This is a genomic window from Afifella sp. IM 167 (assembly GCF_020144925.1).
Taxonomy (GTDB): domain Bacteria; phylum Pseudomonadota; class Alphaproteobacteria; order Rhizobiales; family Afifellaceae; genus Afifella.
In genome coordinates this window covers 223960-246861 of the sequence record NZ_NSLC01000005.1, presented here as the reverse complement: position 1 = coordinate 246861, position 22902 = coordinate 223960, and the positions used below count along the sequence as shown (strand labels likewise).

The window sequence follows — 22902 nt, the reverse complement described above, 5'->3', positions numbered from 1 at the left end:
GCCTTCGCGCGCAGACTGGCCCGTTCCTTGCTAGAGGAGCTTAGTCGGCTTTTGGGAACGGTTAAAGACGGAAGTTCTCGCCCAAGTAAACTCGCCGCACTTCGGGATTGCCGACGATATCGTCGGGCGAGCCCTCGGTCAGCACCTCTCCGGAATGGATGATGTAGGCGCGGTCGATGAGGCCGAGCGTCTCGCGGACATTGTGATCGGTGATGAGGACGCCGATGCCGCGCGCCGTCAGATGGCGCACGAGGGCCTGGATGTCGCCGACGGCGATCGGGTCGATGCCGGCGAAGGGCTCGTCGAGCAGCATGAAGGCCGGCCGGCTCGCCAGCGCCCGGGCGATCTCGCAGCGCCGCCTTTCGCCGCCCGAAAGGGCGAGCGCCGGCGACTTGCGCAGATGCGTGATGTGAAACTCTTCTAGGAGGCTGTCGAGCTCGGCCTTGCGCTTTTTGCGGTTCGGCTCGACCACTTCGAGGATGGCGAGGATGTTGTCCTCCACCGAGAGGCCCCGGAAAATGGAGGCCTCCTGCGGCAGGTAGCCGATGCCGAGGCGCGCGCGCTGGTACATCGGCAGGCGGGTGATGTCGTGGCCCTCCAGCTCGATGCGCCCGCCCTCGGCGCGGATGAGGCCGGTGATCATGTAGAAGACGGTGGTCTTGCCGGCGCCGTTCGGGCCGAGAAGGCCGACGGATTCGCCCTGGCGGACGGCGAGGGAGACGTCCTTGACGACCTTGCGGCCCTTGAAGGATTTCTGCAGGCCGGTGGCGACGAGCCAGCCTTCGGCACCGGGGACCGGAGCGCTGCCGGCCGCGGGCGCGGCCTCCTCGCCATAGCCCGGATCGCGGCCGCCGCCCTTGCCGCCGAAGGCGAGGCGCGCCAGGAACGAGCGGCGACGGCGCGGCGTGCGGCCGGCCTCCTCACGCGCGGGCTGGTCGTTGCGCATCAGCATGCCCGCTACTGCCCGGGCGCCGTCTCGGAACCCGGCGGGTTGGAATTGGGCGCGATGATCGTCTGCACGCGCCCGCCCTGCATGTCCGCCTTCTTCGTCTTCAGATTCACCACGAGCCGCTCGCCGCGCAGGACATTGTCGCCCTGGGTGAGGACGACATTGCCGTAAAGAGTGACGATCTCCGTCTTCATGTCAAAGACGGCACGGTCGCCGGTGGCGGTCTTGTCCTCGGTGTTGACCCTGACGCCGCCTTCGGCCTCGATGATGGTGATGGAGGAACCGGGCCCGCCGACCAGACCGGAGCCGGCGCCCGCAGCGGCGCCGCTCTTCGGCTCGCCGCCGCTCGCCGCGCCGCCGTTCTCGTCGTTGCCGGTGTAGTGGACGATGAGCTTGGCCGTCTGCATGACGGTCTCGGCCTGACGGACCTTCACGTTGCCGCTGTAGATGGCGATCTTTTCCTCGTCGCGCACTTCAAGCCGGTCCGCCTCCACGAGGATCGGATCATCGGAAGAGGAGGAAAAGCCGCCGAAAGCCTCGCCGAAGCCCTGCGCAAGCGCGGGCGCCGAAAGGCCGAGGCCGGCCGCGAGGAAAATAAGGAGGGCGAGCGCCGGGATGACCGCCCGCGAAAATGGGGGCTTCAATGGGATGCTGCCGCTCGCTGGTCTTCGGCGCCGCCGGCCGGCTTTTCGTTTCCGGCCTTGTCGCGGTTGGGCGGCATCAGATGCGTGCGGACATTGCCCTCGATGACGATATGCCTGCCGCCTTCGGTCGCGCCGATCGTGTCGCCGGTGGTGCGGCTGTCGCGATAGGTGACGACGACCGGGTTCGGCGAAGACAAGGTGGAGTTCTTGGTGTCGATCTTGGCGTCGTGCAGCAGCATGCCGTAGCCGTCGGTGGAATCGACGTTGACATCGCCGTCGAGGACGAGGGCGCCGGCGGCATTGTCGAAATCGGCGTTGCGCGCCTCTATCTCGACCGGGCCGCGGCCCGGCGCGGTGATATAGGCGACGATGTTCTCCAGCGTCACGGCGTCGGGCGTGGCGAATTTCTGGATCGCCCGATCCGCCTCCAGGCGGAATTCACGCTCGAAGCGGTCGAAGCCGGTGAGCTTCGGATTGTCCATGATGATGGCGTTCTTGGCGATCGTCGTCTTGGCGATGGAAAGGTCGAACTGCTCGCCCGGAGAGAGCTGGCCGAGATAGACCATGCCGGCAAGCGCGGCAAAACCCGTGACGGGAAGGGCGAAGCGCAGCACCCGTACAAAGAGGGAATGACGGCGCGCAGCACGGTACGCGGCCGTGCGCGTTCTCACACGGTCGAAAGCGAATTGCTCCGGCGGCCCCATGTCCGCCGGTGTCGCGACCAGCATCATCTCAACCCTCTTCCCGGCGGGATGCCCCCGTATCCCCTGTCAAGATGGTGTTTTTTGGGCGATGCGCCACCACCCGATGTTTTTCAGGCGTGCGCAAAGATATCGCCATCTTCCCAGCCAAGCAAATCAAGCTCCGAACGCACCGGCACGAAGCGGAAGCAGGCCTCGGCAAGCTTCAGCCGGCCCTCCCGCTCCAGACGCTTGATGAGCTCGGTGCGCATGGCGTGCAGATAGAGCACGTCCGCCGCGGCATACTGGAGCTGCGCCTCGCTCAGCTCGTCCGCGCCCCAGTCCGAACTCTGCTGCTGCTTGGAGAGCTCCAGGCCAAGAAGCTCGCGGGCGAGATCCTTCAGGCCGTGCCGGTCGGTATAGGTGCGCACCAGCTTGGAGGCGATCTTGGTGCACCAGACGGGCGTCGTGACGACGCCAAGGCCGTTGCGCAGCGCGGCGACATCGAAGCGCGCATAGTGAAAGACCTTGATACGGGCGGGATCCGACAGGAGCGCGACGAGGTTCGGCGCCTGGCGCTGGCCCGCGGCGATACGCACCACGTCGGCGGTGCCGTCGCCCGGCGAGAGCTGCACGACGCAGAGCCGGTCGCGGCCGGGCCGCAGTCCCATCGTCTCGGTATCGACGGCGACCACATCGCCGTAGAGGGAAAGATCGGGCAAATCGCCCTCGTGGAAGCGGATCGTCATGGCGGGCCTTTCTCTGTGAGAAGGCTCCTGACACGATCCGGCGAGCCGGACAATGCCTGCCGGGCCCGTCAGCGGACCCGCCGGGGCGTGAGGAAGCCTCGCCGATCACAGGCGGGCCGGGGCACCCCCGCAGCGAAAGAACCCTACCAGACAGGCGGCGTGGTGATCCACAGGACGCGGGTGGTTCCGTCGGCGAGATTGCGGAACTTGTGCGGCAGACGGCTCTCGAAGGTGAAGGCGTCACCCTCGCCGAGACGATAGACGCTGCCATCGACGAAGAGTTCGAGCCTACCTTCGAGGACGACGCCGCATTCCTCCCCCTCGTGGCTGTAAGCTTCTTCCCCGGATCCGCCGTTCGCCTGGAGGACGATCTCCATCACCTGCAGGGCGCCCTCGTCGCTCGGATTGAGAAATGCCTTCACCATGCCCTTGGCGCCGAAATCCACCTGGCGGCGCTGACCCGCCCGCACGATGCGCTTCGCCTCCTTCTCGGCGCTCGCCTCCAGCTCGCCGAAGAGGGCGAGCACCGGCACCTCCAGAACCCCGCAGATGGAGCGCAGCGCACGCACGGAGGGCGAAGAGATGCCGCGCTCGATCTGGCTCAACAGGCCGACCGAGATGCTGGCCCCGTCGGCGACCTGCTTCAGCGAAAGGCCGCGCGCCTGGCGCGCCTCGCGCACGGCAAAGCCGAGCGAGCGATCGTCCTCATGCGCCTCGGCGCCGAAGCGGGCGCTGACGAGAGAAGGGGAGGCCTGAGGCTTCATGATTGCCTGTCGCTGATTTTCATATGGATGAACTTCTATCGGATTCTCGCCAGAAGTGAAAGCTGCGCCACGCGGCAAAGGCTTCTGGATACCGCCGAAATTCCCCGAAATCCCCCTGCATCATCGGGGCCAGAGGAGTCACGGCGGCGGCGTTGCGCCAAGTCATAATTTCATGATAGTGAAATGTGCACGCCTGATCCATGCGTGATTTCAGCAATAGCGAGGCAGGTCGAGGCGCCGACCGTCGGCGACAGGCCCCGCAATAAGGGGAATTTCATGAGCATGAAACGCTTCGCCTCGCTCGCCTTCGGCCTTGCGATCGCCTTCGCAACGCCTGCCCTGGCCGATTCCGTCAAGGTCGGCGTCACCACCACGGGCGTGCCCTTCACCTTCGTCGACACCTCCAGCCAGGCGCCCACCGGGGCCATGGTCGATCTCGCCAAGGCGATTGCCGCCGACAACGGCATGGACGCCGAGTTCCAGGTCGTGGCCTTCTCCGCCCTCATCCCGGCGCTCTCCAGCGGCAAGATCGACCTCATCTCCGCGGGCATGTTCGCGACCGACGAGCGCAAGAAGGTGGTCGACTTCTCCACCCCCGTCTACGCCTATGGCGATGCCATGTTCGTCGCCGCCGACGATGCCAATAACTACACGATCGACGACCTGAAGGGCGCGACCGTGGGGGCGCAGATCGGCACGACGTTCGCCGACAATCTGCAGGCACTCGGCACGTTCGGCGAGGTGAAGCTCTACGATTCCATCGCCGACATCATGCGCGACGTGAAGCTCGGCCGCATCAAGGCAGGCTTCGGCGACAAGCCGATCGTCGCCTATCAGATCGCCCAGAAGCCGGAGCTCGGCGTCCGCCTGGTGGAGGGCTACAAGCCGCTGAAGTCCGGCGAGGTGGCGCTGGCCGTCGCCAAGGAGAACGGCGCTCTCCTGGAAAAGGTGAACGCCTCGATCGCCAAGCTGAAGGAGAGCGGCGAGCTCGAGGCGATTTTCGCCAAGTACGGTCTCTGAGACCCCGCTTCCGCCGGCGCGCTCGCGAGCGCGCCGGACCCCGCGTCCTCTGGCGCGCTTGAGAACCGGGCCGCCGCAACCTGACGGCGGCCTGAAGAGGAGGCGCTCCGGCGGGCTCCCTGCCAGCAAGGGCTCCACATGACGGATTTCATCGCCAGCGCCGGCGTCTACCTGCCGATCCTCCTCAAGGGAGTCTGGCTGACGATCGCGGTCACCCTCCTGTCGCTCGGGCTCGCCACCCTGCTCGGCCTGATCTGGGCACTCTTCCGCACCTCGGGCATCCGCTGGCTGGCGCTGGCGACGCGCATCTTCGTGGAATTCGTGCGCGGCGTGCCGATCCTCGTCGTTCTCTTCTACATCTACTTCGTGATGCCGGAATTCGGCCTCGACCTCACCGCGTTCCAGGCAGGCGTGGTTGGGCTCGCCCTCACCTATTCCTGCTATATCGGCGAGACCTTCCGTGCCGGCATCGAGGCGGTCGACAAGGGCCAGGTCGAGGCGGCGAAATCCATCGGCATGAAGACGCCGATGATGATGCGCCGGGTGGTGCTGCCGCAGGCCTTCCGGATCGTGGTGCCGCCCTATGCCAACAACATGGTCATGCTCTTGAAGGATTCCTCGCAGGTCTCGGTCATCTCGGTGGCCGAGCTCACCATGCAGGGCAAGATGCTCGCCTCATCCACCTTCGACAACATGACAGTCTTCACGCTCGTCGCCCTTCTCTATCTGTGCCTGACGATCCCGCTCAACTTCGCCATGCGGCGGGTCGAAGTCGCCATGGGAAGCGCGAAATGATCAAGCTCGAGGACGTGCACAAATCCTTCGGCGACCACGAGGTGCTGAAGGGCGTCGACGCGGAGATCGACAAGGGCCAGGTGGTCTGCCTGATCGGCCCGTCGGGTTCGGGCAAGTCGACGCTGCTGCGCTGCATCAACGGGCTGGAAACCTACCAGAGCGGGCAGATCAGCGTCGACGGCGAGAGGGTCGACGTCGCCTCGCCGCGGATCCACGACATCCGCACGCGCGTCTCCATGGTCTTTCAGCGCTTCAACCTCTTCCCGCACAGGACGGCGATCGAAAACGTCATGGAAGGGCCGCGCTATGTCCTGAAGCAGGAGCAGGCGAGCGCCCGGCAGAAGGCGGAGCAGCTGCTCGTGCGGGTCGGGCTCGAAGACAAGCTCGACGCCTATCCGAGCGCCCTTTCCGGCGGCCAGCAGCAGCGGGTCGCCATCGCCCGCGCCCTCGCCATGGAGCCGGAAGCGATCCTCTTCGACGAGCCGACCTCAGCGCTCGACCCGGAAATGGTCGGCGAGGTGCTGCAGGTGATGCGGGCACTCGCCGAAGAGCACATGACCATGCTCGTCGTCACCCACGAGATCCTCTTCGCGCGCGAAGTGGCCGACAGCGTCCTCTTCCTCGACGGCGGCCGCATCGTGGAGGAGGGGCCGGCCGGCGAGGTGCTGCGCCAGCCGAAGAACGAGCGCACGCAGGATTTCCTGCGGCGCGTCACCCATCCCGTCTAGAAACCCCTCTTGCGGATCGCCCGATGCCTCATCCCGTTCCCTCGCTCTGGGCCGCCACCGCCGTGCCGGCGCCGGAAACGCCTCCCCTTCGCGGCGCGAACCGCGCCGACGTCGCCATCATCGGCGCGGGCTTCACCGGGCTGTCGGCGGCGCTGAAGCTCGCCGAGGGCGGCGCCGAGGTCACCGTCGTCGACAGCCACGCGCCCGGCTTCGGGGCGAGCGGACGCAATGGCGGCCAGGTGATCCCGGGCCTCAAATACGATCCCGATACGCTCGACCGGCTCTATGGCGAGGCGACGACCGATTTCGCCGGGCGCACGGCGGAGACGACCTTCGGATTGATCGAAAAGCACGCCATCGCCTGCGAGCCCATGCGCAAGGGCTGGATCCAGGCCTCGCTGAAGACATCGCACCTGCCGACGCTCGAAGGCCGCATGCGCCAGTGGCAGGCACGCGGCGCGCCAGTGGAAATGCTCGACGCGGCGCAAATGGCGGCGAGGACGGGCAGCCAGAGCTTCGCAGGCGGCTGGCTCGACGGGCGCGCCGGCAGCCTGCATCCGCTTTCCTATGCGCGCGGCCTAGCGCAAGCGGCGATCGCCGCGGGGGCGAAGATCTACGGCGACAGCGAGGCGAGCGCGCTGAAGCGCTCGCCAGAGGGTTGGACGATCTCCCTTGCGAGCGGCGCGAGCCTTGAGGCCCGCGAAGCGATCGTGGCGACCAACGGCTACACCGGCCCGCTCTGGCCGAAGCTGAAGGCGACGGTGATCCCGGCCAACAGCATCCAGGTGGCGACGGTGCCGCTGCCGGAGGCGCTTCTTGCAGAAATCCTGCCCGAACGCATGGTGGTCTCCGACAGCCGGCGCATCACCAACTATTTCCGCATCGGCCCGGGGGGCCGGCTGATGATGGGCGGGCGCGGCAGCTTTTCGGAGCCCGAGGCGCCGGCGGATTACCGGCGGATCATCGCCGCGATGCACCGCTTCTTTCCGCAGACGCGCGAGCTCGCGCTCGACTATTTCTGGGCCGGCCGGGTAGCGATGACGCGGGATCACCTGCCGCACATCCATCAGCCTTTCGAGAACCTCACCATGGCGCTCGGCTATAACGGCCGGGGCGTGGCACTGGCGAGCGCGCTCGGCCAGGCCATCGGCGCGCATCTCCTCGATCGCACAAGCCCCCTGCCCCTGAAGCTGACCGAGATCGACCCGATGCCGGTGCACGGCCTGCATCCGATCTATGCCTCGGCCATGATCTCCTACTACCGGCTGCGCGACGCGCTGGAGAGCTGACGGGGCGGAGAGCTGACGGGGCGGAGAGCTGACGGGCGGGCGAAAGGCCGGCCGCGTCACCGGTGGCGATCAACCAAGGCTATCGGGGTCCTGCGCTGGAACAAGCTTGAGACGCGGGAATCGGAGCGACGGGTAGCGATCAAAATTCCTGATTGAATTGATCCGCAATTGCAATTGGACGAGAGCCCGCGCCATGCCGATGATCGCCTCCTCTGCAACGAAGGGGCGGGAATGAACCGTAAGCTCTATCTGAAATTCGTCGAAGCGGGCGTCGAGGGGATCATCGATCTTTATTGGGAGACGGCTCCGAAGACCTGCGAGGCCCTGTGGGGCGCCCTTTCGGCGCCGATCACCGTCACCACGAGCCACGCCATCTTTTCGGGACCGGAGATCATGATGGGGCTTCCCAAGGAAGCCCAGAATTTCGATCCGACGAGCCTGCCGCCGGAAAACCAGACGATCCTGCCGGAGCCCGGCGAGCTGCTCTGGTTCTACCAGCCGAAGAACTTCTTCAAGATCGACCCGGACGAGTTCTGGGAAATCGGCATGTTCTACGCCGCCGGCGGGCGCACTTTCGGCCCGACGGGCTGGATCCCGTGCACCTATTTCGGCCGCATGAACGAAGGGCTGGAGAAAGTCGCCGAGCAATGCCGCCTGATCCGCAAGGAAGGCATCAAGACGGTCGAGCTCGGCCGGAAGAGTTAAATGCCGCGTGCGCGGCGGCCCCGTCGCACACGCCCTGTTGTCCAATGCGATTGGAGGGGAACCATGAAGCTTCTTGCCACACTTACGGCCTCGCTGACGGCCACTGCCGCCTGCGCTCTGGTCTCGACGACCGTGCTCGCGGCCGAGACCATCACCATCAATTCCTTCGGCGGCGCCTACGAGACCGCCCACCGCAAATGCGTCATCGATCCGTTCGAGAAGGAGACCGGCGCGAGCGTGCAGATCGTCACCGCCTATTCGGCCGACGCCTTCGCGCAGCTGCGTGCCCAGAAGGACGCGCCGCAGTTCGACGTGATCCACTTCTCCGGCGGCCAGGAGATCGTCGGCGCCAAGGAAGGCCTGCTGTCGCCGCTCGATCCGGCCAAGGTGCCGAACCTTGCCGACCTCTACGACTTCGCCAAGAAGAACGTCGCGGAGGGCGAAGGCCCGGCCTATTCGATCGCCGCCATCGGCCTTCTCTACAACTCGGAGAAAGCGCCGAAGGCCCCGACGAGCTGGAAGGACCTGATGGACGAGGCCTATGCCGACCACATCGTCCTGACCGACATCTCCAACGGCTACGGCATGCTGGGCTTCTTGATGCTGAACCAGGCCGAGGGCGGCAGCCTTGAAGACATCGAGCCGGGTCTCGAGGCGGTGAAGACGCTTCTCGGCCGCGGCGCGGTCGTCGTCTCCACCTCGCCGGAGATCCAGCAGGAATTCGCCCAGAACGACGCCTGGATCGCCGCCTACGCCTCCGACTACGCCTATACGCTCGAAAAGGCCGGTCTGCCGGCGAAGTTCGTGCAGGGCGAGGAAGGCACGCCGGCAAGCTTCATCACGGCGAACCTCGTCGCCGGCCGTCCGAACCAGGACCTCGCCATGAAGTTCATCGACATGACGATCTCCAAGGAAGCGGAAGCGTGCTTCGCCAACGAGCTGCGCTACTCGCCGACCAATTCCAAGGTCGAGCTTTCCGACGAGGTCGCGGCGAACATGGTCTACGGCGAGGACGCGGTGAAGGGCCTCATCCGTTTCGACCCGCAGGTGATCGAAGCCAACCGTTCCGACTGGGTCGACCAGTGGAACCGGGCGATCGCCCGCTGAACCCCGGAGCGGGGCGGGGCCTTGCGGCGCCGCCCCCTTCCCTTGCCCCGGCCCCCTTTCCCTTGCCGCCACCCCGGGGCCGGAGAATGAAAGAGCGCAGGCGATGAGCGATCGCACCGAGAACCTCGTGCTGGTCCTGCCGGGCCTTCTGCTCCTGGCGCTCGCCTTCCTGGTGCCGATCGGGCAGATGCTGGTGCTCTCGGTAGAGGGCGAGAACGGCTTCACCCTGGCGCATTTCTCGCGCTTCCTGACCGACAGCTACTATCTCGGAGTCCTCTGGCGGACGATCCGGCTCTCCATCGTCATCACGGCGATCTGCGCGGCCATCGGCTTTCCCTTCGCCTACATCATGGCGCATGTCGGCCCGCGCATCCGGCTGTGGCTGGTACTTCTCGTCATCCTGCCGCTGATGACCAGCGTCGTCGTCAGGACCTTCGGCTGGATGGTGCTCCTCGGCCGCTCGGGCCTCGTGCCGGATATCCTGCGCGACCTCGGCCTTGCCGGGCGCAACTTCTCGCTCATGCATACCGAGGCGGCGATCGTCATCGGCATGGTGCAGGTGCTCCTGCCCTTCATGACGCTCTCCATCCTCGGCATCCTCACCCGCCTCGATCCGCGGCTGGAGGAAGCCGCCCGCACCATGGGATGCTCCTTCCTGAAGACCATCCGCACCGTGGTGCTGCCGCTCGCCCTGCCCGGCATCGTCGCCGGCTCGCTCCTCGTCTTCACGCTTTCGGCGAGCTCTTTCGTGACGCCGAACCTTCTCGGCGGCTCTCGCATCCAGATGCTCGCCACCTCGATCTACCGGCAGGTGACGCAGACGCTGGACTGGCCCTTCGCGGCGGCGCAGGCGACGATCCTCTTCGTCGGCGTGCTCCTCATCCTCATCCCCTATGCCAGGCTGACGGGAGCGCGGAATGGTTAGGGCCATCCCGCGCTGGCTCAAAATCTCGGCGGTCGGCTTCGTCATCCTGACGGGGATCCTCCTCCTTGCCCCACTGATCGTCGTCGTCGGGGTGTCGCTGTCGCAAAGCCAGTTCATCGCCTTCCCGCCGGCGGGCCTTTCGCTGCGCTGGTACCGCGAGGTGCTCTCCTCGGACGCCTATCTCTCCTCGGCCTGGATCAGCCTTCAGGTCGCCGTCCTCGTGACGCTCTCGGCGAGCCTCATCGGGGCGATGGCGGCGATCGGCATCCATCGGCGCAAGCTGCCGGGCTCGGGCTTCCTGTCGATCTTCTTCCTGTCGCCGCTCGTCCTGCCGACGATCATCTACGCCATCGGCATGCTGATGGTGTGGAGCGCCCTCGTCGGCCCCGTCTCGGTGCTGACGCTGTGGATCGGCCATACCGTCATCACCCTCCCCTATGTGGTGCGCACGACGCTGGCGGTGCTTTCCGAATCCGACCCGTTCCTGGAAGAGGCGGCCCAGACGATGGGGGCGAACCGGGTGCAGCGGCTCCTCCTCGTCGTGCTGCCGCAATGCCTGCCGGGGCTTGCCGCCGGCGCCTTCTTCGCCTTCAACATCTCCTTCGACGAGGCCGTGCTGTCGCTGTTCCTGCGCCGGCCGGGCCTGACGACGCTGCCGGTGCAGATCTACGGGCAGCTGGAATTCAGCCCCGACCCGTCCGTGGCGGCGGTCTCCACCATCATGATCGGCCTGACGGTCTGCCTGATCTTCGTGATCGACCGGATCCTCGGCCTGCAACGTTTCTCGAGCACCTGACCATGGTCGACGTCCTTCTCAAGGATATCCGCAAGTCCTTCGGCTCCATGGAGGTGCTGCACGGCATCTCGATCGAGATCGCGCGGGGCGAGTTCGTCAGCCTTCTCGGCCCTTCCGGCTGCGGGAAGACGACGCTCCTGCGCATCATCGCCGGGCTGGAAGGCGTCTCGCAGGGCAGCGTGGAGATCGCCGGCCAGGACGTGACGCGGCTGCCGCCGGAAAAGCGCGACATCGCCATGATGTTTCAGTCCTACGCGCTGCTGCCGCATCTCAGCGTCGCCGAGAATGTCCGCTTTCCCCTGCGCATGCGCGGCATCGGCTCGCGCGAGGAACAGGCCGAGCGGGTGCGCGCGGCGCTGGAGACGGTCCACCTTTCCGCCTTTGCCGAGCGCCGGCCGCGCCAGCTCTCCGGCGGCCAGCAGCAGCGCGTGGCGCTGGCGCGCGCCATCGTCTCCAATCCCAAGGTGCTGCTCCTCGACGAGCCGCTCTCCAATCTCGACGCAAGGCTGCGCGAGGACATGCAGGTGGAGCTGATCGAGATGCACAAGCGGCTGGGGCTCACCACCGTCTTCGTCACCCACGACCAGGAGGAGGCGCTCAGCCTCTCCGACCGGATCGTGCTCATCCAGAAGGGGCGGGTGGAGCAGGAAGGCACGCCGAGCGACATCTACGCCCGGCCGGCGACACATTTCGCTTCCACCTTCCTCGGCACGGCGAATCTCGTGGCGGCAGAGATCGAAGGGCACGGCGAGAATGCCGCGGCGCGGCTTGCCGACGGGCAGGTGCTCCCGCTTGCCGGCGCCGACGCCCAGCCGGGACCGGCCATGCTCGCCATCCGCCAGGAGGACGTGACGCTCCTTGCGGCAGGCTCCGTCGAAGGCGCCCTCAGAGCAAGGGTCCGCACGCGCGTTTATCTCGGTGCGCGCAGCCGCTACGTGGTGGAACTCAGCGACAAGGAACTGAGGGTGCTCGCCCCGAACGACTCCGTCTTCGAGGGCGGAGAGGACGTGATGCTGAAGATCGATCCGGCGCGGATCCGCATCCTGCCGGCAAAAGAAACCTGACGGACGAAAGAGGTATTTCGGCATGAGCCATCCGCGCCAGGCGCCCTCCCCCCGGAGGCCGGCCGTCGGAGCGAAGGCCGGCGACGCCTCACCGGGGCAAGGCAACGGGTCCGCCTACCGAGGCGATCCGGCGCGGATGCGCGCCGACACGAACGCCCTGCGCAACATGCGCATCGTCGACATCAACACCTTCCTCGTCCTCGTACGCACCCGCCACTTCCGGCGGACGGCGGAAATCCTCAACACCTCGCAGCCGGCGATCTCGGCACGGCTCCTCGCCCTTGAGAACGAATTCGGCGTGCGCCTCATCGAGCGCGGCGACGGCGCCTTCCGCGTCACGCCGGAGGGCGAGAAGGCGCTGCAGGCCTTCCAGCACATTCTCGACAGCCTGCAGGATCTGACCGCGAACCTTTCCGGTCAGGAGGCGAGCGCCCCGCGCAATGTGCGCATCGGGGCGATCGATTCCATCGCCTCGACCTTCATGCCGAACCTCGTCGATTCGCTGCACCAGGCGATGCCGCGGCTGAAGATCGACGTCTCGGTGGAAGGCACCAAGCTTCTCGTGGAGGGCATGGAGCGGGGCGAATACGACATCATCTTCGCCGTCGATCCGGTGATCGGCGACAATTTCCGCTCCTTTTCCTCGCTGGTGCTGGAGATGGCCTGGGCGGGCTCGCCGAGCCTCATCGATCCGCAGCGCGTCTACAGCGTCGACGACCTTTCGCGCATGCCGATCATCACCTTTCCGAAGGACACCCCGCCCTATCGGCAGATCGCGCCCTACTTCCAGGACGAGCGCGTCCTCGCATCAAAGCTGACGAGCTCCAACTCGCTGTTCGCGATCATCAACCTTCTGATCCACGGCTTCGGCGTCGGGGCGATCCCGAGCGTCACCATCGAGCGCGAGATCGCCGCGGGACTGCTGTGCCCGATCAAGGTCTCCAAGCGCTTCCCGCCGCTGCCGATCGTCGCCACCTACCAGACGGCAAGCGACTACGACCTGGTGCGGCTCGTGGTGGAGCAGGCGCGCCAGAGCGCCGCCGATTTCTGCGACGGGCTCGCGGCGAAGGTCGCCTGGGTCAGCTGAGGCCCGGCCGGTTCGGAGCGGCTAGAGCTCGGCCCGGACGATCGCGGCGCCGTCGGCGAGCGCCTTCAGCTTGGCGAAGGCGACCGCACGCGGCAGGTACTTCATGCCGCAATCGGGCGCCGGCAGGAGCCTTTCCGCAGAGACGAACTTCAGCGCCGGCCTGATCCGCTCCGCCACCGTCTCCGGGCTCTCCACCTCTTCGGTGCCGAGGTCGATGACACCGTAGAGGATGCTCTTGCCGGAAAGCTCGGCGAGGATGCCGGGATCGAGCCGGGGCTGCGCCGCCTCGATGGAGACCATCTCGGCGCTGCAATCGGCAAGCTGGGGCAGGAAGGAATAGCCGGCCGGCTTGTCGGCGACGAAGGCGGCATAGCCGAAGCAGAGATGTACGACGGTCGTCGCGTTGACGCCCTTGAGCGCCCTGTCGATCGCCTTGACGGCGTATTCGCCGGCCCGGTCCGGGAAGGCCTGCATCCAAGGCTCGTCCAGCTGGATGATGTCGGCGCCGGCATCGGCGAGCTCGCGGGCCTCCTCGTTGACCGCATCGGCATAGGCGAGCGCCATCTCCTCGACGCTCGCATAGAAGTCGTTCTGCGCCTGCTGGGCGAGGGTGAAGGGGCCGGGCAGCGTCACCTTCACCTTCCTGTCGGTCTGGGCGCGCAGGAACTTCAGCGCCTCCAGGCCGACGGGCCGGGCGCGGCGCACGGGCGCCACGACGCGCGGCACCTTGATGGGCTTGCCGATGCGGCTGATCACCTCGCCGGGATTTTCCTCGTCGAGACCTTCCAGGGCATTGGCGAAGTGGTTCGAATAGCTCTCGCGGCGCACCTCGCCATCGGTGACGACGTCGATGCCCGCCCTTTCCATATCGGCGATGGCAAGGCGGGCCGCATCGTCCTGCGCCTCGGAAAGGAGCTCGGCCGGCACACGCCAGATGAAAGGGGCGCGCACGCGCGGCACGCCGGCCTTCAGCTTCTCCGGATCGATCAGCCAGGCGGGCTGCGGATAGCTGCCGACAACGGTGGTCTCGAGGGGTTTGCGGCTCACGATATGTCTCCCGCCGCGCTTCGGCGGCTTTTCTCGTTTGGGGCCGGCCGTGTCCTACGGCAGGCAGGTCTTGGTGCCGTCGGGCAGGTCGATATCGGCGAGCGACAGGACAATGGCACCGGAATGGTAGTGGGCAATCAGCGCGCCCATCTCCACGACGCCGCGCTCGGAAAAGAGCGCCTTGGCCTTCTTCAGCGTCGCATCGCTCACCCTTTCCCCGGCGAGCGCCTCGCGGGCGAAGCGGTAGGCGACGGCCTCCTCCTCGCGGGCGAAATCAGGGGCGTTGCGGTTCTTGATCGCCTCGGCGATCTGCGGGTCGAGGCCGGCCTTCAGCGCCATGGGCAGATGGTTGAACCAGATGTAGTGGCAGGAATAGTGCCGCGCCGTCGTGAGGATGACGAGTTCGGCGATGCGCTGGCCGATGACCGTGCGCCAGCGCAGGAATTCGCCGAGGCGCTGGGCGATATCGGCCAGCTCCGGGCTGTGCAGCCAGGCGCGGACGGGGCCGCGCACCACGCCGCGCGGGCCGGCGGCGACGGCATCGGCGATCTTCTGCTGCTCCGGCGTCAGGTTGTCGAGATCGGGCAGCGCAATGGTTTCGCGCCCGCTCATTTCGCCTGCGCCGCCAGAAAGTCTTCCAGCGCGAAGATCTCCACGTCCGGGCCGGTCGGGGTCACCCCCTTGAAGGGCGTCGCTTCCTGCAGCCAGCGGCGCGAGGGGGGCAGATCCCAGGTGAAGCGGTTGCCGGCGTGCCATTTCACCGGCTCGTCGTCGAGGTCGATGATCTGGATCGGCGGCGGCAGGGTTTCCACGCGATGCCCGTCCGGATCGCGCCAGTAGACATAGAAGGCATGGCCCTGGCCGTGGCGGCCGGGGCCGCGCTCGAAGCAATGGGCAAAGCCGGTGCCGCCCGCCCAGTCGAGCGCGGTGAACAGATGCTGCACGTCCTGCACGATATAGGCGAAGTGGTGCAGCTTCGGGCCCGGCCGCGTCAGGAAGACGATGTCGTGCGGGTTGTCCTTGCGGAAGAGGAAGATACCGAGCGGGTCCTCGTCGGTCTCCTTGTCGACGAAGTAGTCCGACACGCGAAAGCCGATATCGGTGTAGAACTTGCCGACCGTGGCGACATCCGGCGCGAGGCACTGGATGTGGTCGTAGCGCAGGGCCGCCGCGCCCTTGTGAAGCTGCGGTTGGTCGTGCAGGCGCGGCAGGGTCGGCATGGTGGCGACGAATTCGAGCGGCGTGCCGGCGCTGTCGGAGACATGCAGCGTGCGGCCCTGATGCGGGCGCTCGGCCCATTCGGCCGAAATGCCGGATCGGTCGAAGAATTCCTTCGCCTTGTCGAGATCCTCGTCGCGGAAGACACGGAAGCCGAGCCTTTCGCAGGAGGGGTGTTCGTCCGACTGGCGCAGGATGAGGCTGTGGTGGCAGGCCTCCTCCATGCCGCGCAGATAGATCTCGCCATCGCCTTCATCGCTCACCTTGAGGCCGATCACCTCGGTGTAGAAGTCGCGGCTCCTTGCAAGGTCGCGGACCGTCAGGACGATGTGGCTCGCCCGCGTCACATTGAAGGGCGGATCGAAATTGGTGCTCGGAAGCGGCATTTTTTGTCTTTCCGTTACAGGGCCCCTGAGAGAGGCCCCTGCGAGGGGTCCTGAGAGAGGCGAGCGGCGTTGCGTGAGGGCTCAGGCAACCTTGCCGACGCGTTCCTCTTCGGCCACGTAGCTGCCGCCGCCGATCGCGGCCTCGAGGCGGGCCTCGTATTCCTGGAAGACAGGGTCGTGGCGGTGGCGCGGGCGGGGCAGATCGACGACGAGCTCGTCGGCGACGCTGGCCGGGCGACCGGACAGGACGAGGACCCTGTCGGAAAGGTAGATCGCCTCGCGGATGTCGTGGGTGATGAAGAGGATCGTGCCCTTCGTCTTCATAGAGATATCGGAGAGCGCGTTCTGCATCGCCTCGCGGGTCTGGGCGTCGAGGGCGCCGAAAGGCTCGTCCATGAGAAGCGCCGCGGGCTCGATGGCGAGCGCACGGGCAAGGCCGACACGCTGGCGCATGCCGCCGGAGAGGCGGTGCGGGTGATAATCCTCGAAGCCGGACAGGCCGACGAGTTGGCAGTATTTGCGCGCAATCTCGTCGCGCTCCTTCCGGCCCAGGCCCTTGGCCTTCAGGCCGAAGGCGATGTTGCCGAGGACGGTGAGCCAGGGAAACAGGGCGAATTCCTGGAAGACGATGCCCCGGTCGAGCCCCGGGCCCTTGATCGGGCGGTCGTCGACATAGATCGTCCCGCTGGTGGCCGGAGAGAGGCCGCCGGCAATCGACAGGAGCGTCGACTTCCCGCAGCCGGAGGAGCCGATGACGCTGACGAATTCGCCGTCGCGGACGGTGAAGGAAATATCCTGGAAGACCTTCAGGTAGCGGGTGGCGTTCCAGCCTTCCCGGCGCGCATAGGTCTTCGTCAGGCGGTCGATACGCAATTCGCCCATATCAGCTGAGCTCCCTCACCGTGCCCCAGCGCTCGACCGTGATCAGCTCAAGGCCGCGCAGGAGGACGCGCTCGATCAGAAGGCCGACCATGCCCACGACGAGGAGACCGCCATAGACCACGTCGGAGTTGAAGTATTCGCGGCCCCAGTAGATGCGGTAGCCGAGGCCGGCCGAGACGGAAACGAGCATCTCGGCGACGATCAGGATGCGCCAGCACCGGGAAAAGGCGAGGCGATAGCCGGCGATGATGGAAGGCAGCGCCGCCGGGATCAAAACCCGCCAGAAGAGCGAGATGCCGCCCGAACCGAAAGCCCGGCCCGCCTTGATGAGCGAGGAATCGACCGACTTCACACCCGTCCAGGTGTTGAGCGTGGCGGTCAGCGCCACCTCGTAGATGAGGATGGAGATGATCGCCATCTCGGTCAGGCCGAACCAGATCATGGAGAGCGGGAACATGGCCGTTCCCGGGATCGCCAGGAGGAAGTTGAGCGGCGCCGCGAGCAGCCGCTCGCAGAGCCGGAAATAGCCCATCAGGACGCCAACGACGGTGCCCAGAACGGCGCCGATGAAGACGCTCTCGAAGAGCCGGCGCAGGGAGGCGAAGATGTCGTCGAAGAGCAGTCCCTCGCGCGCCAGCCGGAAGATCGCGGCGAAGATGTCGCTGACCGGGGGCAGGAGCGCCGGGGGCATGCCCGAAAGGCGGGCCACCAGCTCCCAGACCGCCATCAGCACGACGATCGGAATGGCAAGGTAGACAAGGTTAGTGAGGGCGGCCCTTGCACCGCCGCCCACCTTTACCTCCTCCGGTCCGGCAATCTGCGCCAGTCGGGAGTCAGCCTGGAGTACCGTCATCTCTCTTCGCCTTCTCGCAATGCCTCTTCGGGCAGGTGGGCCAGCCTATTTGAGGCTGGCCTCGGCCTTGTCGCCGAAGGAGGTATCGGTGATCGCCTTGATGTCGGGGCTGGTGGAGATCTGTCCGTTCTCCTTCAGGAAGTCCCGCGTATCGGCGAGCTCGCTCCAGTCGCTGTCGATGAACTCGACGCCGGGGAACTTGTCGACCTCGAACATCATGTTGCGGACGATCTCCTTGTCGAGCGGAGCGCCGGCCTTCTCGATGTAACCGGCATAGAGATCGAGCGCCTTTTCCGGGTTCTCGCGGATCCACTTCTGCGCCTTGGCATAGGCGTTGACGAAGTGCTGCACGGTCTCGCGGTTCTTCTCGACCCAAGCCTTGTCGGCGACGAGAACGAGCGGATAGGTGATGCCGGCCATCTTCTGGAACTGGTCCGCGCTGATCACTTCCTTGCCGTAGCCCGCCTGGACGGTGCGCTGCATCATCGGATCCCAGCCGAAGACGGCGTCGAAGGTGCCCGGAGAGCTCATCGCCGTCGGCATGTCGTTGACGCGCACATTGGCAATGTTGAAATCGTCCTGGCTGAGGCCCTTCTTCTTCAGAAGCATGAGGAAGACGCCGTGGACGCCGGTGCCGACCTGGATGCCGATGCGCTTGCCCTTGAGATCGGCGATGTCCTTGACCTCGCCCAGATCGTTGGCGCCGACCATCTTGCCGGTGAAGCCCCGGGAGGCGGCGGCGACGGCCAGAAGCGGGATGCCCTTGTCGACGGCGGAGAGCAGGGCGACCTCGGAGACCTCGGCGAACTGCATGGAGCCGGCGATGATCGCCTCGATGGCGATGTTGCCGCGCGGCACGGGCTTGATGTCGACGTTCAGGCCTTCCTCCTTGAAGAAACCCTGGTCGGCGGCGACCAGCGAGGGCACCTGGTTGACGCCTCCCGCCATGCCGACGGTGATCGTGTCCTGCGCGAGCGCGGAGCCCGCCATCAGGAGCGTTGCGGCGAAGGTGATCGCCATTCCAGCGGTTTTGCGCATGTCTTCCTCCCGTTTGTGCTGCCGTGTTTGTCGTTCTTGGCCCGGCCGTTAGCGGCGGGTCGGCAGATTGGCGGCACCATAGGAGGCGCATTTTCGTCGGTCAAGATTTTATCGATATTTTCTATATTGTTGACGAATATGAGATGTGTCGATAATTGTGGGGCGACCATTTCACGACACGGCCGGCCTTTCCGGGCCTTAAATCCGGGGGCAGCCGCGAGAGGACACATGCGCTATCTGGTTTTCGAATCTCACGGCGAGCCGCGCCTCGGGGCGCTCGTCAACGGCGACACGGTGATCGACATTACCGAGGCCGTGCCCGGCAACCCGCGTTCCGTGCGCGCCCTCGTCGAAGGCGGCCCTGCCCTGGAGAAAGCGCTGCAGGCGCGCCTCGGCGATGCCGACCTTCCACGCCAGCCGCTCGCCGGCGTGAAGCTGCTTTCGCCGCTGCCCGACGCCAGCAAGATGATCTGCCTCGGCCTCAACTACGCCGACCATGCCAAGGAAGGCGGCCACGCCGTGCCGGACTATCCGGCGCTCTTCCTGCGCGCATCGAGCTCGATGATCGGCCCGGACGAGCCGATGATCGTACCGAAATGCTCCGAGCGCCTCGATTACGAGGCCGAGCTCGTCATCGTCGTCGGCGAGAGATGCCGGCATGTGAAGGAAGAGGATGCGCTCGACGTCATCTTCGGCTTCACCGCCTTCAACGACGGCTCGATCCGGGACTACCAGAAGCGCACGGCGCAGTGGACGGCCGGCAAGAATTTCGACGGCACCGGCTCGCTGGGACCCTGGATCGTCACCAAGGACGAACTGCCCGCCGGCGCCAAGGGCCTGACGATCCGCTCGCGCCTCAACGGCCGGATCATGCAGGAATCCAACACGGAGCGGATGATCTTCAGCGTGCCGAAGACGATCGCCATCCTTTCGGAGATCATGACGCTGGAGCCGGGCGACCTTATAGCGACCGGGACGCCGGACGGCGTGGGCCATGCCCGCAAGCCGCCCGTATGGATGCGCCCGGGCGACGAGATTACGGTGGAGATCGACCAGATCGGCACCCTCCGCAATCCGATCGCGGCGGAAGTCGAGACCCCCGATCTCGTCACCGCGTAGGACGGCAGGCGAAGAAACGGAGCGAACATGGCGACGGCAGGCAGCGGCAAGGCGCGTTCAAGGACCAGCGATACCTATGCGCGCATCCGCGACGACGTCATCCTCGGCCATTTCGCGCCCGGCTCCAAGCTGAAGATCGAAGCCCTGCGGGAGCGCTACGGCCTCGGCGCGACGCCGATCCGCGAGGCGCTCTCCATGCTGACGGCCGACGGGCTGGTGGAGCGCGTCGACCAGCGCGGCTTTCGCGTCGCCGAGGTCTCCAGCGGCGAGTTCGAGGAACTCCTCGCCATCCGCTGCAACATCGAGGAGCGGGCTCTGCGGCTCGCCATGGAGCGCGGCTCGGAGGAGTGGGAGGAGGCGATCGTGCTCGCCCGCTACCGGCTGGCGCGCACGCCGCGCCTCGGCCCGGACGGCAGCACGAAAGACCTCGAATGGGAGAACTGCCACAAGGGCTTCCACATGGCCCTCACCTCGGCCTGCGGTTCGCCCATTCTCCTGCGCCTGTGCAACCAGCTCTACGACGAGAACAACCGCTACCGCTGCATCGCCCGGCTCAACCCCTCGGCCCGCCCGAACATCTACGACGAGCACGAGGAGATCGCCGAGGCGGTGCTGGCGCGCGATGCCGACCTCGCCGTCCGGCTGATCGTGGAACACTACACGACGACCGGCAGGCTTCTGCACGCCGCCCTGTGCAGCCGCGAGGAAGCCGCCGCCCTCAAGGATCAGAGCGCCGCGGCAAAGGCCGGCCCGGGCCATCGCGCCGCGACCCGCAACCCCGAACGCGTCTGACCCATCCTGGGGATGCCCGCCGCCGGCCCCGGCCGGCCGGACAGCCTTTCTCTGCCCGCCCTTTCGCTCGACGAGGAGCTCGATGCCAAAACTCACCTTCACCTTCGACAACGGCCCCTGGCCCGGGGCGACCGACGCGGTCCTCGACTTCCTGGCCGAGCGCAGCATCAAGGCGAGCTTCTTCGTCGTCGGCGAACGGATCGCCGCCGAAGGCGGGCGCGCGCTTGCCGAGCGGGCCCACAGCGAAGGCCATTACATCGCCAACCACACGCTGACCCACGGAACACCGCTGGGGCGGGACGGCGGCCGCGAACGGGTGCAGCGCGAAATCGGCGAGACGGAGAAGCTGATCGACGGCCTGGCGCATCCGCGAAAGTTCTTCCGGCCGAACGGCTCCGGCGCGCTCGGCCCGCATCTCCTCAGCCCGGAGGCGATCGCCTACCTCCAGGAACACGCCTATACGGTGATCACCTGGAACAACGTTCCGGGCGACTGGCTGGCGCCGCACGAGGACTGGTACGAGACCGCCCTCAAGGACCTTGAAGGCGCCGACTGGACCGTCCTCGTCCTGCACGACCAGCACATTGCCCGGATGCTCGACCTCCTCGCCCGCTTCTGCGACGAGCTCCAGGCGCGCGGCATCGACATCGTGCAGGATTTTCCCGCCTCCTGCACCGTGATGGAGAAGGGCAGGCCGACGCCCGCCATGGACCAGCTCCTTCCGGTGGAGGCATGAGCATGGCGGAGAAAACGGCAACGCCGATCAAGGTTCTGGCGCTTTCGGGCAGCCTGAGGCGCGCTTCCTACAACACCGCGCTGCTGCGGGCGGCCGCCGAACTGGCGCCGGCAGGCATGACGATCGAGATTTACGATCTCGCCGACATCCCGATGTACAACGACGATGTCCGGCTCGCCGGCTTCCCGCCGGAGACGGAGCGCTTTCGTGATGCGCTGCGCCAGGCCGACGCGGTGCTCATCGCCTCGCCGGAATACAACCGCTCGGTGCCGGGCGTTCTGAAGAACGCCATCGACTGGGCCTCGCGCAAGCCGGACCAGCCCTTCGCCGGCAAGCCCATCGCCATCATGGGCGTCAGCAACGGTGCTCTCGGCGCGGCATTCGCCAACCACCACCTGCGGCAGATCTTCGTCTTCATGGATGCGGTGATGGTGAACGGGCCCGAGGTGATGGTCGGCGGGGCGAAAGAGAGGTTCGACGAGCAAGGCCGGCTCACGCACCAGGCAACGCGCGACTTCGTCGGGGCGCATCTTGAGCGGCTCGCCAGGCTGACGCGCCAGACGAAGGCGGCGCAGGCGGAATAAGCGAAGCTGGCTTTCGGCCGGCAGCTCCCTTCAGCCCGCGGCGCTCGCTGCCGAAAGCGGCGAGCGCACGCATCGAACGCCCAGCCGGGCGCGGCACCTTTTGGCACGCCGAATTCCAGGCCTGCGCGAAGGCGAGAGGGGCATGCTCCTTTAGAGGAACTTGAACGAAGACTTCTTTCGTCTAAAGTCGCCGCAACCATCACGGCTCTGGAGCGGGACGCCGCTTTCATGCGATCCAGCGGATCCCCCGCATAGACTTCTCCCCCACCCGACGTTCTGCCGCCTCATAGGAAAACGATGCCAATATTCCGTATCAAGGACCAAAATGTCCTGTTCATACACATCCCCAAGACCGGCGGAACTTCGATAGAAAAATGGCTGGGCCGATTCGGCTCGCCGTCGCTCTACAATCCCAAGCTCGGCGGCGACATGCCGTGCGTGCCGCAGCATTTTCACAAAGACATCTACGAGTACATGTTCTCGCCGGATTTCTTCGACTATAAATTCTGCGTCGTGCGCAATCCATACAATCGGATGATCAGCGCCTTCAATTACCGCATGAAGACGCGGCGCCTCTACAAATATTCCCCGTTCAATCTGCACCAATGGTGCCGCCTGGAATTCCTCAGGTACCGGACCTCGAGCTATATCCTGGGCAACCACCTGCGGCCGCAATCGGAATACATCTACGGCGACCCGGAGATCTTCTATTTCGAGGAGGGGCTGGGGAAGGTGAAGGCGAAGATCGAGGCGATGGTCGGCACCGAGATCGAAGACGACATGAAGGTCTACAAGAAGTCCGTGCCGACGGCGACCGGGATGAGCGACAGCACCGCCGACCTCATCTACAATTTCTACAAGTCGGATTTCGACATGTTCGGCTACGACCGCGATTCCTATCAGGCTCTCGGCCAGCCCAAATAACCGCGTCTCTCCCGCCGGCCG

General features: G+C 66.1%; 26 protein-coding genes. 15 read left to right on the top strand and 11 right to left on the bottom strand.

Annotation, left to right across the window (positions count from 1 at the left end):
• Window positions 1-61 precede the first annotated feature (61 nt).
• The 5 genes from lptB to CLD20_RS10850 all read right to left on the bottom strand — a co-directional run bounded on the left by lptB (window position 62) and on the right by CLD20_RS10850 (window position 3786).
• On the bottom strand, window positions 62-952 hold the full coding sequence (gene lptB, locus CLD20_RS10870; protein WP_224406646.1) for an LPS export ABC transporter ATP-binding protein: 891 nt from the start codon (window positions 950-952) through the stop codon (window positions 62-64).
• A 5-nt stretch (window positions 953-957) separates the two neighbouring features.
• Window positions 958-1593 (bottom strand): LptA/OstA family protein, encoded by a 636-nt coding sequence (locus CLD20_RS10865; RefSeq protein ID WP_224406645.1) that lies wholly within the window; start codon window positions 1591-1593, stop codon window positions 958-960.
• On the bottom strand, window positions 1590-2324 hold the full coding sequence (gene lptC, locus CLD20_RS10860) for an LPS export ABC transporter periplasmic protein LptC (RefSeq protein WP_224406644.1): 735 nt from the start codon (window positions 2322-2324) through the stop codon (window positions 1590-1592). Before lptC ends, CLD20_RS10865 begins: the two co-directional genes overlap by 4 nt.
• A gap of 83 nt (window positions 2325-2407) precedes the next feature.
• Entirely contained in the window at window positions 2408-3022 is a 615-nt protein-coding gene (locus tag CLD20_RS10855) for a ribonuclease D (protein ID WP_224406643.1), read from the bottom strand.
• Between the two features lie 143 nt (window positions 3023-3165).
• Window positions 3166-3786, bottom strand: coding sequence for a helix-turn-helix domain-containing protein (locus CLD20_RS10850; protein ID WP_224406642.1), 621 nt, complete (start codon window positions 3784-3786; stop codon window positions 3166-3168).
• A 276-nt stretch (window positions 3787-4062) separates the two neighbouring features.
• On the opposite strand from CLD20_RS10850, the gene CLD20_RS10845 reads away from it, so the two are divergent.
• From CLD20_RS10845 to CLD20_RS10800, 10 genes are all read left to right on the top strand, one after another.
• Complete coding sequence (locus CLD20_RS10845) at window positions 4063-4806, top strand: substrate-binding periplasmic protein (RefSeq protein WP_370636861.1); 744 nt, start codon at window positions 4063-4065, stop codon at window positions 4804-4806.
• A gap of 138 nt (window positions 4807-4944) precedes the next feature.
• Window positions 4945-5601: an amino acid ABC transporter permease gene (locus tag CLD20_RS10840; RefSeq protein WP_224406641.1), complete on the top strand. Its 657-nt coding sequence runs from the start codon at window positions 4945-4947 to the stop codon at window positions 5599-5601.
• The gene (locus CLD20_RS10835) at window positions 5598-6329 is read left to right on the top strand and encodes an amino acid ABC transporter ATP-binding protein (protein ID WP_224406640.1); all 732 of its coding nucleotides are present in this window, start codon (window positions 5598-5600) and stop codon (window positions 6327-6329) included. Before CLD20_RS10840 ends, CLD20_RS10835 begins: the two co-directional genes overlap by 4 nt.
• A gap of 23 nt (window positions 6330-6352) precedes the next feature.
• On the top strand, window positions 6353-7618 hold the full coding sequence (locus CLD20_RS10830) for an FAD-binding oxidoreductase (RefSeq protein ID WP_224406639.1): 1266 nt from the start codon (window positions 6353-6355) through the stop codon (window positions 7616-7618).
• A 231-nt stretch (window positions 7619-7849) separates the two neighbouring features.
• Entirely contained in the window at window positions 7850-8323 is a 474-nt protein-coding gene (locus CLD20_RS10825) for a DUF3830 family protein (RefSeq protein ID WP_224406638.1), read from the top strand.
• A 63-nt stretch (window positions 8324-8386) separates the two neighbouring features.
• Window positions 8387-9430: an ABC transporter substrate-binding protein gene (locus CLD20_RS10820; RefSeq protein ID WP_224406637.1), complete on the top strand. Its 1044-nt coding sequence runs from the start codon at window positions 8387-8389 to the stop codon at window positions 9428-9430.
• Window positions 9431-9533: 103 nt separating this feature from the next.
• Window positions 9534-10355: an ABC transporter permease gene (locus CLD20_RS10815; protein WP_224406636.1), complete on the top strand. Its 822-nt coding sequence runs from the start codon at window positions 9534-9536 to the stop codon at window positions 10353-10355.
• Window positions 10348-11151 carry an ABC transporter permease gene (locus CLD20_RS10810; protein ID WP_224406635.1) on the top strand — a complete coding sequence of 268 codons (804 nt, stop codon included), beginning with the start codon at window positions 10348-10350 and terminating at the stop codon, window positions 11149-11151. The genes CLD20_RS10815 and CLD20_RS10810 overlap by 8 nt, the downstream gene beginning before the upstream one ends.
• Window positions 11152-11153: 2 nt before the next feature.
• Window positions 11154-12215, top strand: a complete 1062-nt coding sequence (locus tag CLD20_RS10805; protein WP_224406634.1) for an ABC transporter ATP-binding protein — start codon at window positions 11154-11156, stop codon at window positions 12213-12215.
• A gap of 136 nt (window positions 12216-12351) precedes the next feature.
• The gene (locus tag CLD20_RS10800) at window positions 12352-13302 is read left to right on the top strand and encodes a LysR family transcriptional regulator (protein ID WP_224406633.1); all 951 of its coding nucleotides are present in this window, start codon (window positions 12352-12354) and stop codon (window positions 13300-13302) included.
• 21 nt (window positions 13303-13323) lie between these two features.
• Here the strand turns inward: CLD20_RS10800 and CLD20_RS10795 are convergent, their stop codons facing one another.
• From CLD20_RS10795 to CLD20_RS10770, 6 genes are all read right to left on the bottom strand, one after another.
• Complete coding sequence (locus tag CLD20_RS10795) at window positions 13324-14349, bottom strand: uroporphyrinogen decarboxylase family protein (RefSeq protein WP_224406632.1); 1026 nt, start codon at window positions 14347-14349, stop codon at window positions 13324-13326.
• A gap of 54 nt (window positions 14350-14403) precedes the next feature.
• On the bottom strand, window positions 14404-14961 hold the full coding sequence (locus tag CLD20_RS10790) for a carboxymuconolactone decarboxylase family protein (RefSeq protein WP_224406631.1): 558 nt from the start codon (window positions 14959-14961) through the stop codon (window positions 14404-14406).
• On the bottom strand, window positions 14958-15953 hold the full coding sequence (locus CLD20_RS10785; protein ID WP_224406630.1) for a VOC family protein: 996 nt from the start codon (window positions 15951-15953) through the stop codon (window positions 14958-14960). Before CLD20_RS10785 ends, CLD20_RS10790 begins: the two co-directional genes overlap by 4 nt.
• Before the next feature lie 81 nt (window positions 15954-16034).
• A complete protein-coding gene (locus CLD20_RS10780; RefSeq protein WP_224406629.1) occupies window positions 16035-16835 on the bottom strand; it encodes an ABC transporter ATP-binding protein in 801 nt (266 codons plus the stop codon).
• Between the two features lies 1 nt (window position 16836).
• Window positions 16837-17688, bottom strand: a complete 852-nt coding sequence (locus tag CLD20_RS10775; protein ID WP_224406628.1) for an ABC transporter permease — start codon at window positions 17686-17688, stop codon at window positions 16837-16839.
• A gap of 45 nt (window positions 17689-17733) precedes the next feature.
• Entirely contained in the window at window positions 17734-18726 is a 993-nt protein-coding gene (locus CLD20_RS10770) for an ABC transporter substrate-binding protein (protein WP_224406627.1), read from the bottom strand.
• A gap of 228 nt (window positions 18727-18954) precedes the next feature.
• Here CLD20_RS10770 and CLD20_RS10765 point away from each other — a divergent pair, with 228 nt between their 5' ends.
• The 5 genes from CLD20_RS10765 to CLD20_RS10745 all read left to right on the top strand — a co-directional run bounded on the left by CLD20_RS10765 (window position 18955) and on the right by CLD20_RS10745 (window position 22881).
• Window positions 18955-19845 carry a fumarylacetoacetate hydrolase family protein gene (locus CLD20_RS10765; RefSeq protein ID WP_224406626.1) on the top strand — a complete coding sequence of 297 codons (891 nt, stop codon included), beginning with the start codon at window positions 18955-18957 and terminating at the stop codon, window positions 19843-19845.
• Window positions 19846-19872: 27 nt separating this feature from the next.
• Window positions 19873-20637, top strand: coding sequence for a GntR family transcriptional regulator (locus CLD20_RS10760; RefSeq protein WP_224406625.1), 765 nt, complete (start codon window positions 19873-19875; stop codon window positions 20635-20637).
• Between the two features lie 82 nt (window positions 20638-20719).
• Window positions 20720-21373: a polysaccharide deacetylase family protein gene (locus CLD20_RS10755; RefSeq protein ID WP_224406624.1), complete on the top strand. Its 654-nt coding sequence runs from the start codon at window positions 20720-20722 to the stop codon at window positions 21371-21373.
• A 2-nt stretch (window positions 21374-21375) separates the two neighbouring features.
• The gene (locus CLD20_RS10750; protein ID WP_224406623.1) at window positions 21376-21957 is read left to right on the top strand and encodes an NADPH-dependent FMN reductase; all 582 of its coding nucleotides are present in this window, start codon (window positions 21376-21378) and stop codon (window positions 21955-21957) included.
• A gap of 297 nt (window positions 21958-22254) precedes the next feature.
• Window positions 22255-22881 carry a sulfotransferase family 2 domain-containing protein gene (locus tag CLD20_RS10745; protein WP_224406622.1) on the top strand — a complete coding sequence of 209 codons (627 nt, stop codon included), beginning with the start codon at window positions 22255-22257 and terminating at the stop codon, window positions 22879-22881.
• Window positions 22882-22902: the final 21 nt, after the last annotated feature.

Excerpts from the sequence above, each read along its gene's own strand:
- CLD20_RS10770 (WP_224406627.1), bottom strand. The coding sequence starts at position 18,726 with ATGCGCAAAACCGCTGGAATGGCGATCACCTTCGCCGCAACGCTCCTG.
- CLD20_RS10810 (WP_224406635.1), top strand. The coding sequence starts at position 10,348 with ATGGTTAGGGCCATCCCGCGCTGGCTCAAAATCTCGGCGGTCGGCTTC.
- CLD20_RS10800 (WP_224406633.1), top strand. The coding sequence starts at position 12,352 with ATGCGCGCCGACACGAACGCCCTGCGCAACATGCGCATCGTCGACATC.
- CLD20_RS10755 (WP_224406624.1), top strand. The coding sequence starts at position 20,720 with ATGCCAAAACTCACCTTCACCTTCGACAACGGCCCCTGGCCCGGGGCG.
- lptC (WP_224406644.1), bottom strand. The coding sequence starts at position 2,324 with ATGATGCTGGTCGCGACACCGGCGGACATGGGGCCGCCGGAGCAATTC.
- CLD20_RS10760 (WP_224406625.1), top strand. The coding sequence starts at position 19,873 with ATGGCGACGGCAGGCAGCGGCAAGGCGCGTTCAAGGACCAGCGATACC.
- CLD20_RS10815 (WP_224406636.1), top strand. The coding sequence starts at position 9,534 with ATGAGCGATCGCACCGAGAACCTCGTGCTGGTCCTGCCGGGCCTTCTG.
- CLD20_RS10840 (WP_224406641.1), top strand. The coding sequence starts at position 4,945 with ATGACGGATTTCATCGCCAGCGCCGGCGTCTACCTGCCGATCCTCCTC.
- CLD20_RS10820 (WP_224406637.1), top strand. The coding sequence starts at position 8,387 with ATGAAGCTTCTTGCCACACTTACGGCCTCGCTGACGGCCACTGCCGCC.
- lptB (WP_224406646.1), bottom strand. The coding sequence starts at position 952 with ATGCTGATGCGCAACGACCAGCCCGCGCGTGAGGAGGCCGGCCGCACG.
- CLD20_RS10835 (WP_224406640.1), top strand. The coding sequence starts at position 5,598 with ATGATCAAGCTCGAGGACGTGCACAAATCCTTCGGCGACCACGAGGTG.
- CLD20_RS10790 (WP_224406631.1), bottom strand. The coding sequence starts at position 14,961 with ATGAGCGGGCGCGAAACCATTGCGCTGCCCGATCTCGACAACCTGACG.
- CLD20_RS10775 (WP_224406628.1), bottom strand. The coding sequence starts at position 17,688 with ATGACGGTACTCCAGGCTGACTCCCGACTGGCGCAGATTGCCGGACCG.
- CLD20_RS10855 (WP_224406643.1), bottom strand. The coding sequence starts at position 3,022 with ATGACGATCCGCTTCCACGAGGGCGATTTGCCCGATCTTTCCCTCTAC.
- CLD20_RS10845 (WP_370636861.1), top strand. The coding sequence starts at position 4,063 with ATGAGCATGAAACGCTTCGCCTCGCTCGCCTTCGGCCTTGCGATCGCC.
- CLD20_RS10805 (WP_224406634.1), top strand. The coding sequence starts at position 11,154 with ATGGTCGACGTCCTTCTCAAGGATATCCGCAAGTCCTTCGGCTCCATG.
- CLD20_RS10785 (WP_224406630.1), bottom strand. The coding sequence starts at position 15,953 with ATGCCGCTTCCGAGCACCAATTTCGATCCGCCCTTCAATGTGACGCGG.
- CLD20_RS10825 (WP_224406638.1), top strand. The coding sequence starts at position 7,850 with ATGAACCGTAAGCTCTATCTGAAATTCGTCGAAGCGGGCGTCGAGGGG.
- CLD20_RS10745 (WP_224406622.1), top strand. The coding sequence starts at position 22,255 with ATGCCAATATTCCGTATCAAGGACCAAAATGTCCTGTTCATACACATC.
- CLD20_RS10850 (WP_224406642.1), bottom strand. The coding sequence starts at position 3,786 with ATGAAGCCTCAGGCCTCCCCTTCTCTCGTCAGCGCCCGCTTCGGCGCC.
- CLD20_RS10830 (WP_224406639.1), top strand. The coding sequence starts at position 6,353 with ATGCCTCATCCCGTTCCCTCGCTCTGGGCCGCCACCGCCGTGCCGGCG.
- CLD20_RS10750 (WP_224406623.1), top strand. The coding sequence starts at position 21,376 with ATGGCGGAGAAAACGGCAACGCCGATCAAGGTTCTGGCGCTTTCGGGC.
- CLD20_RS10765 (WP_224406626.1), top strand. The coding sequence starts at position 18,955 with ATGCGCTATCTGGTTTTCGAATCTCACGGCGAGCCGCGCCTCGGGGCG.
- CLD20_RS10780 (WP_224406629.1), bottom strand. The coding sequence starts at position 16,835 with ATGGGCGAATTGCGTATCGACCGCCTGACGAAGACCTATGCGCGCCGG.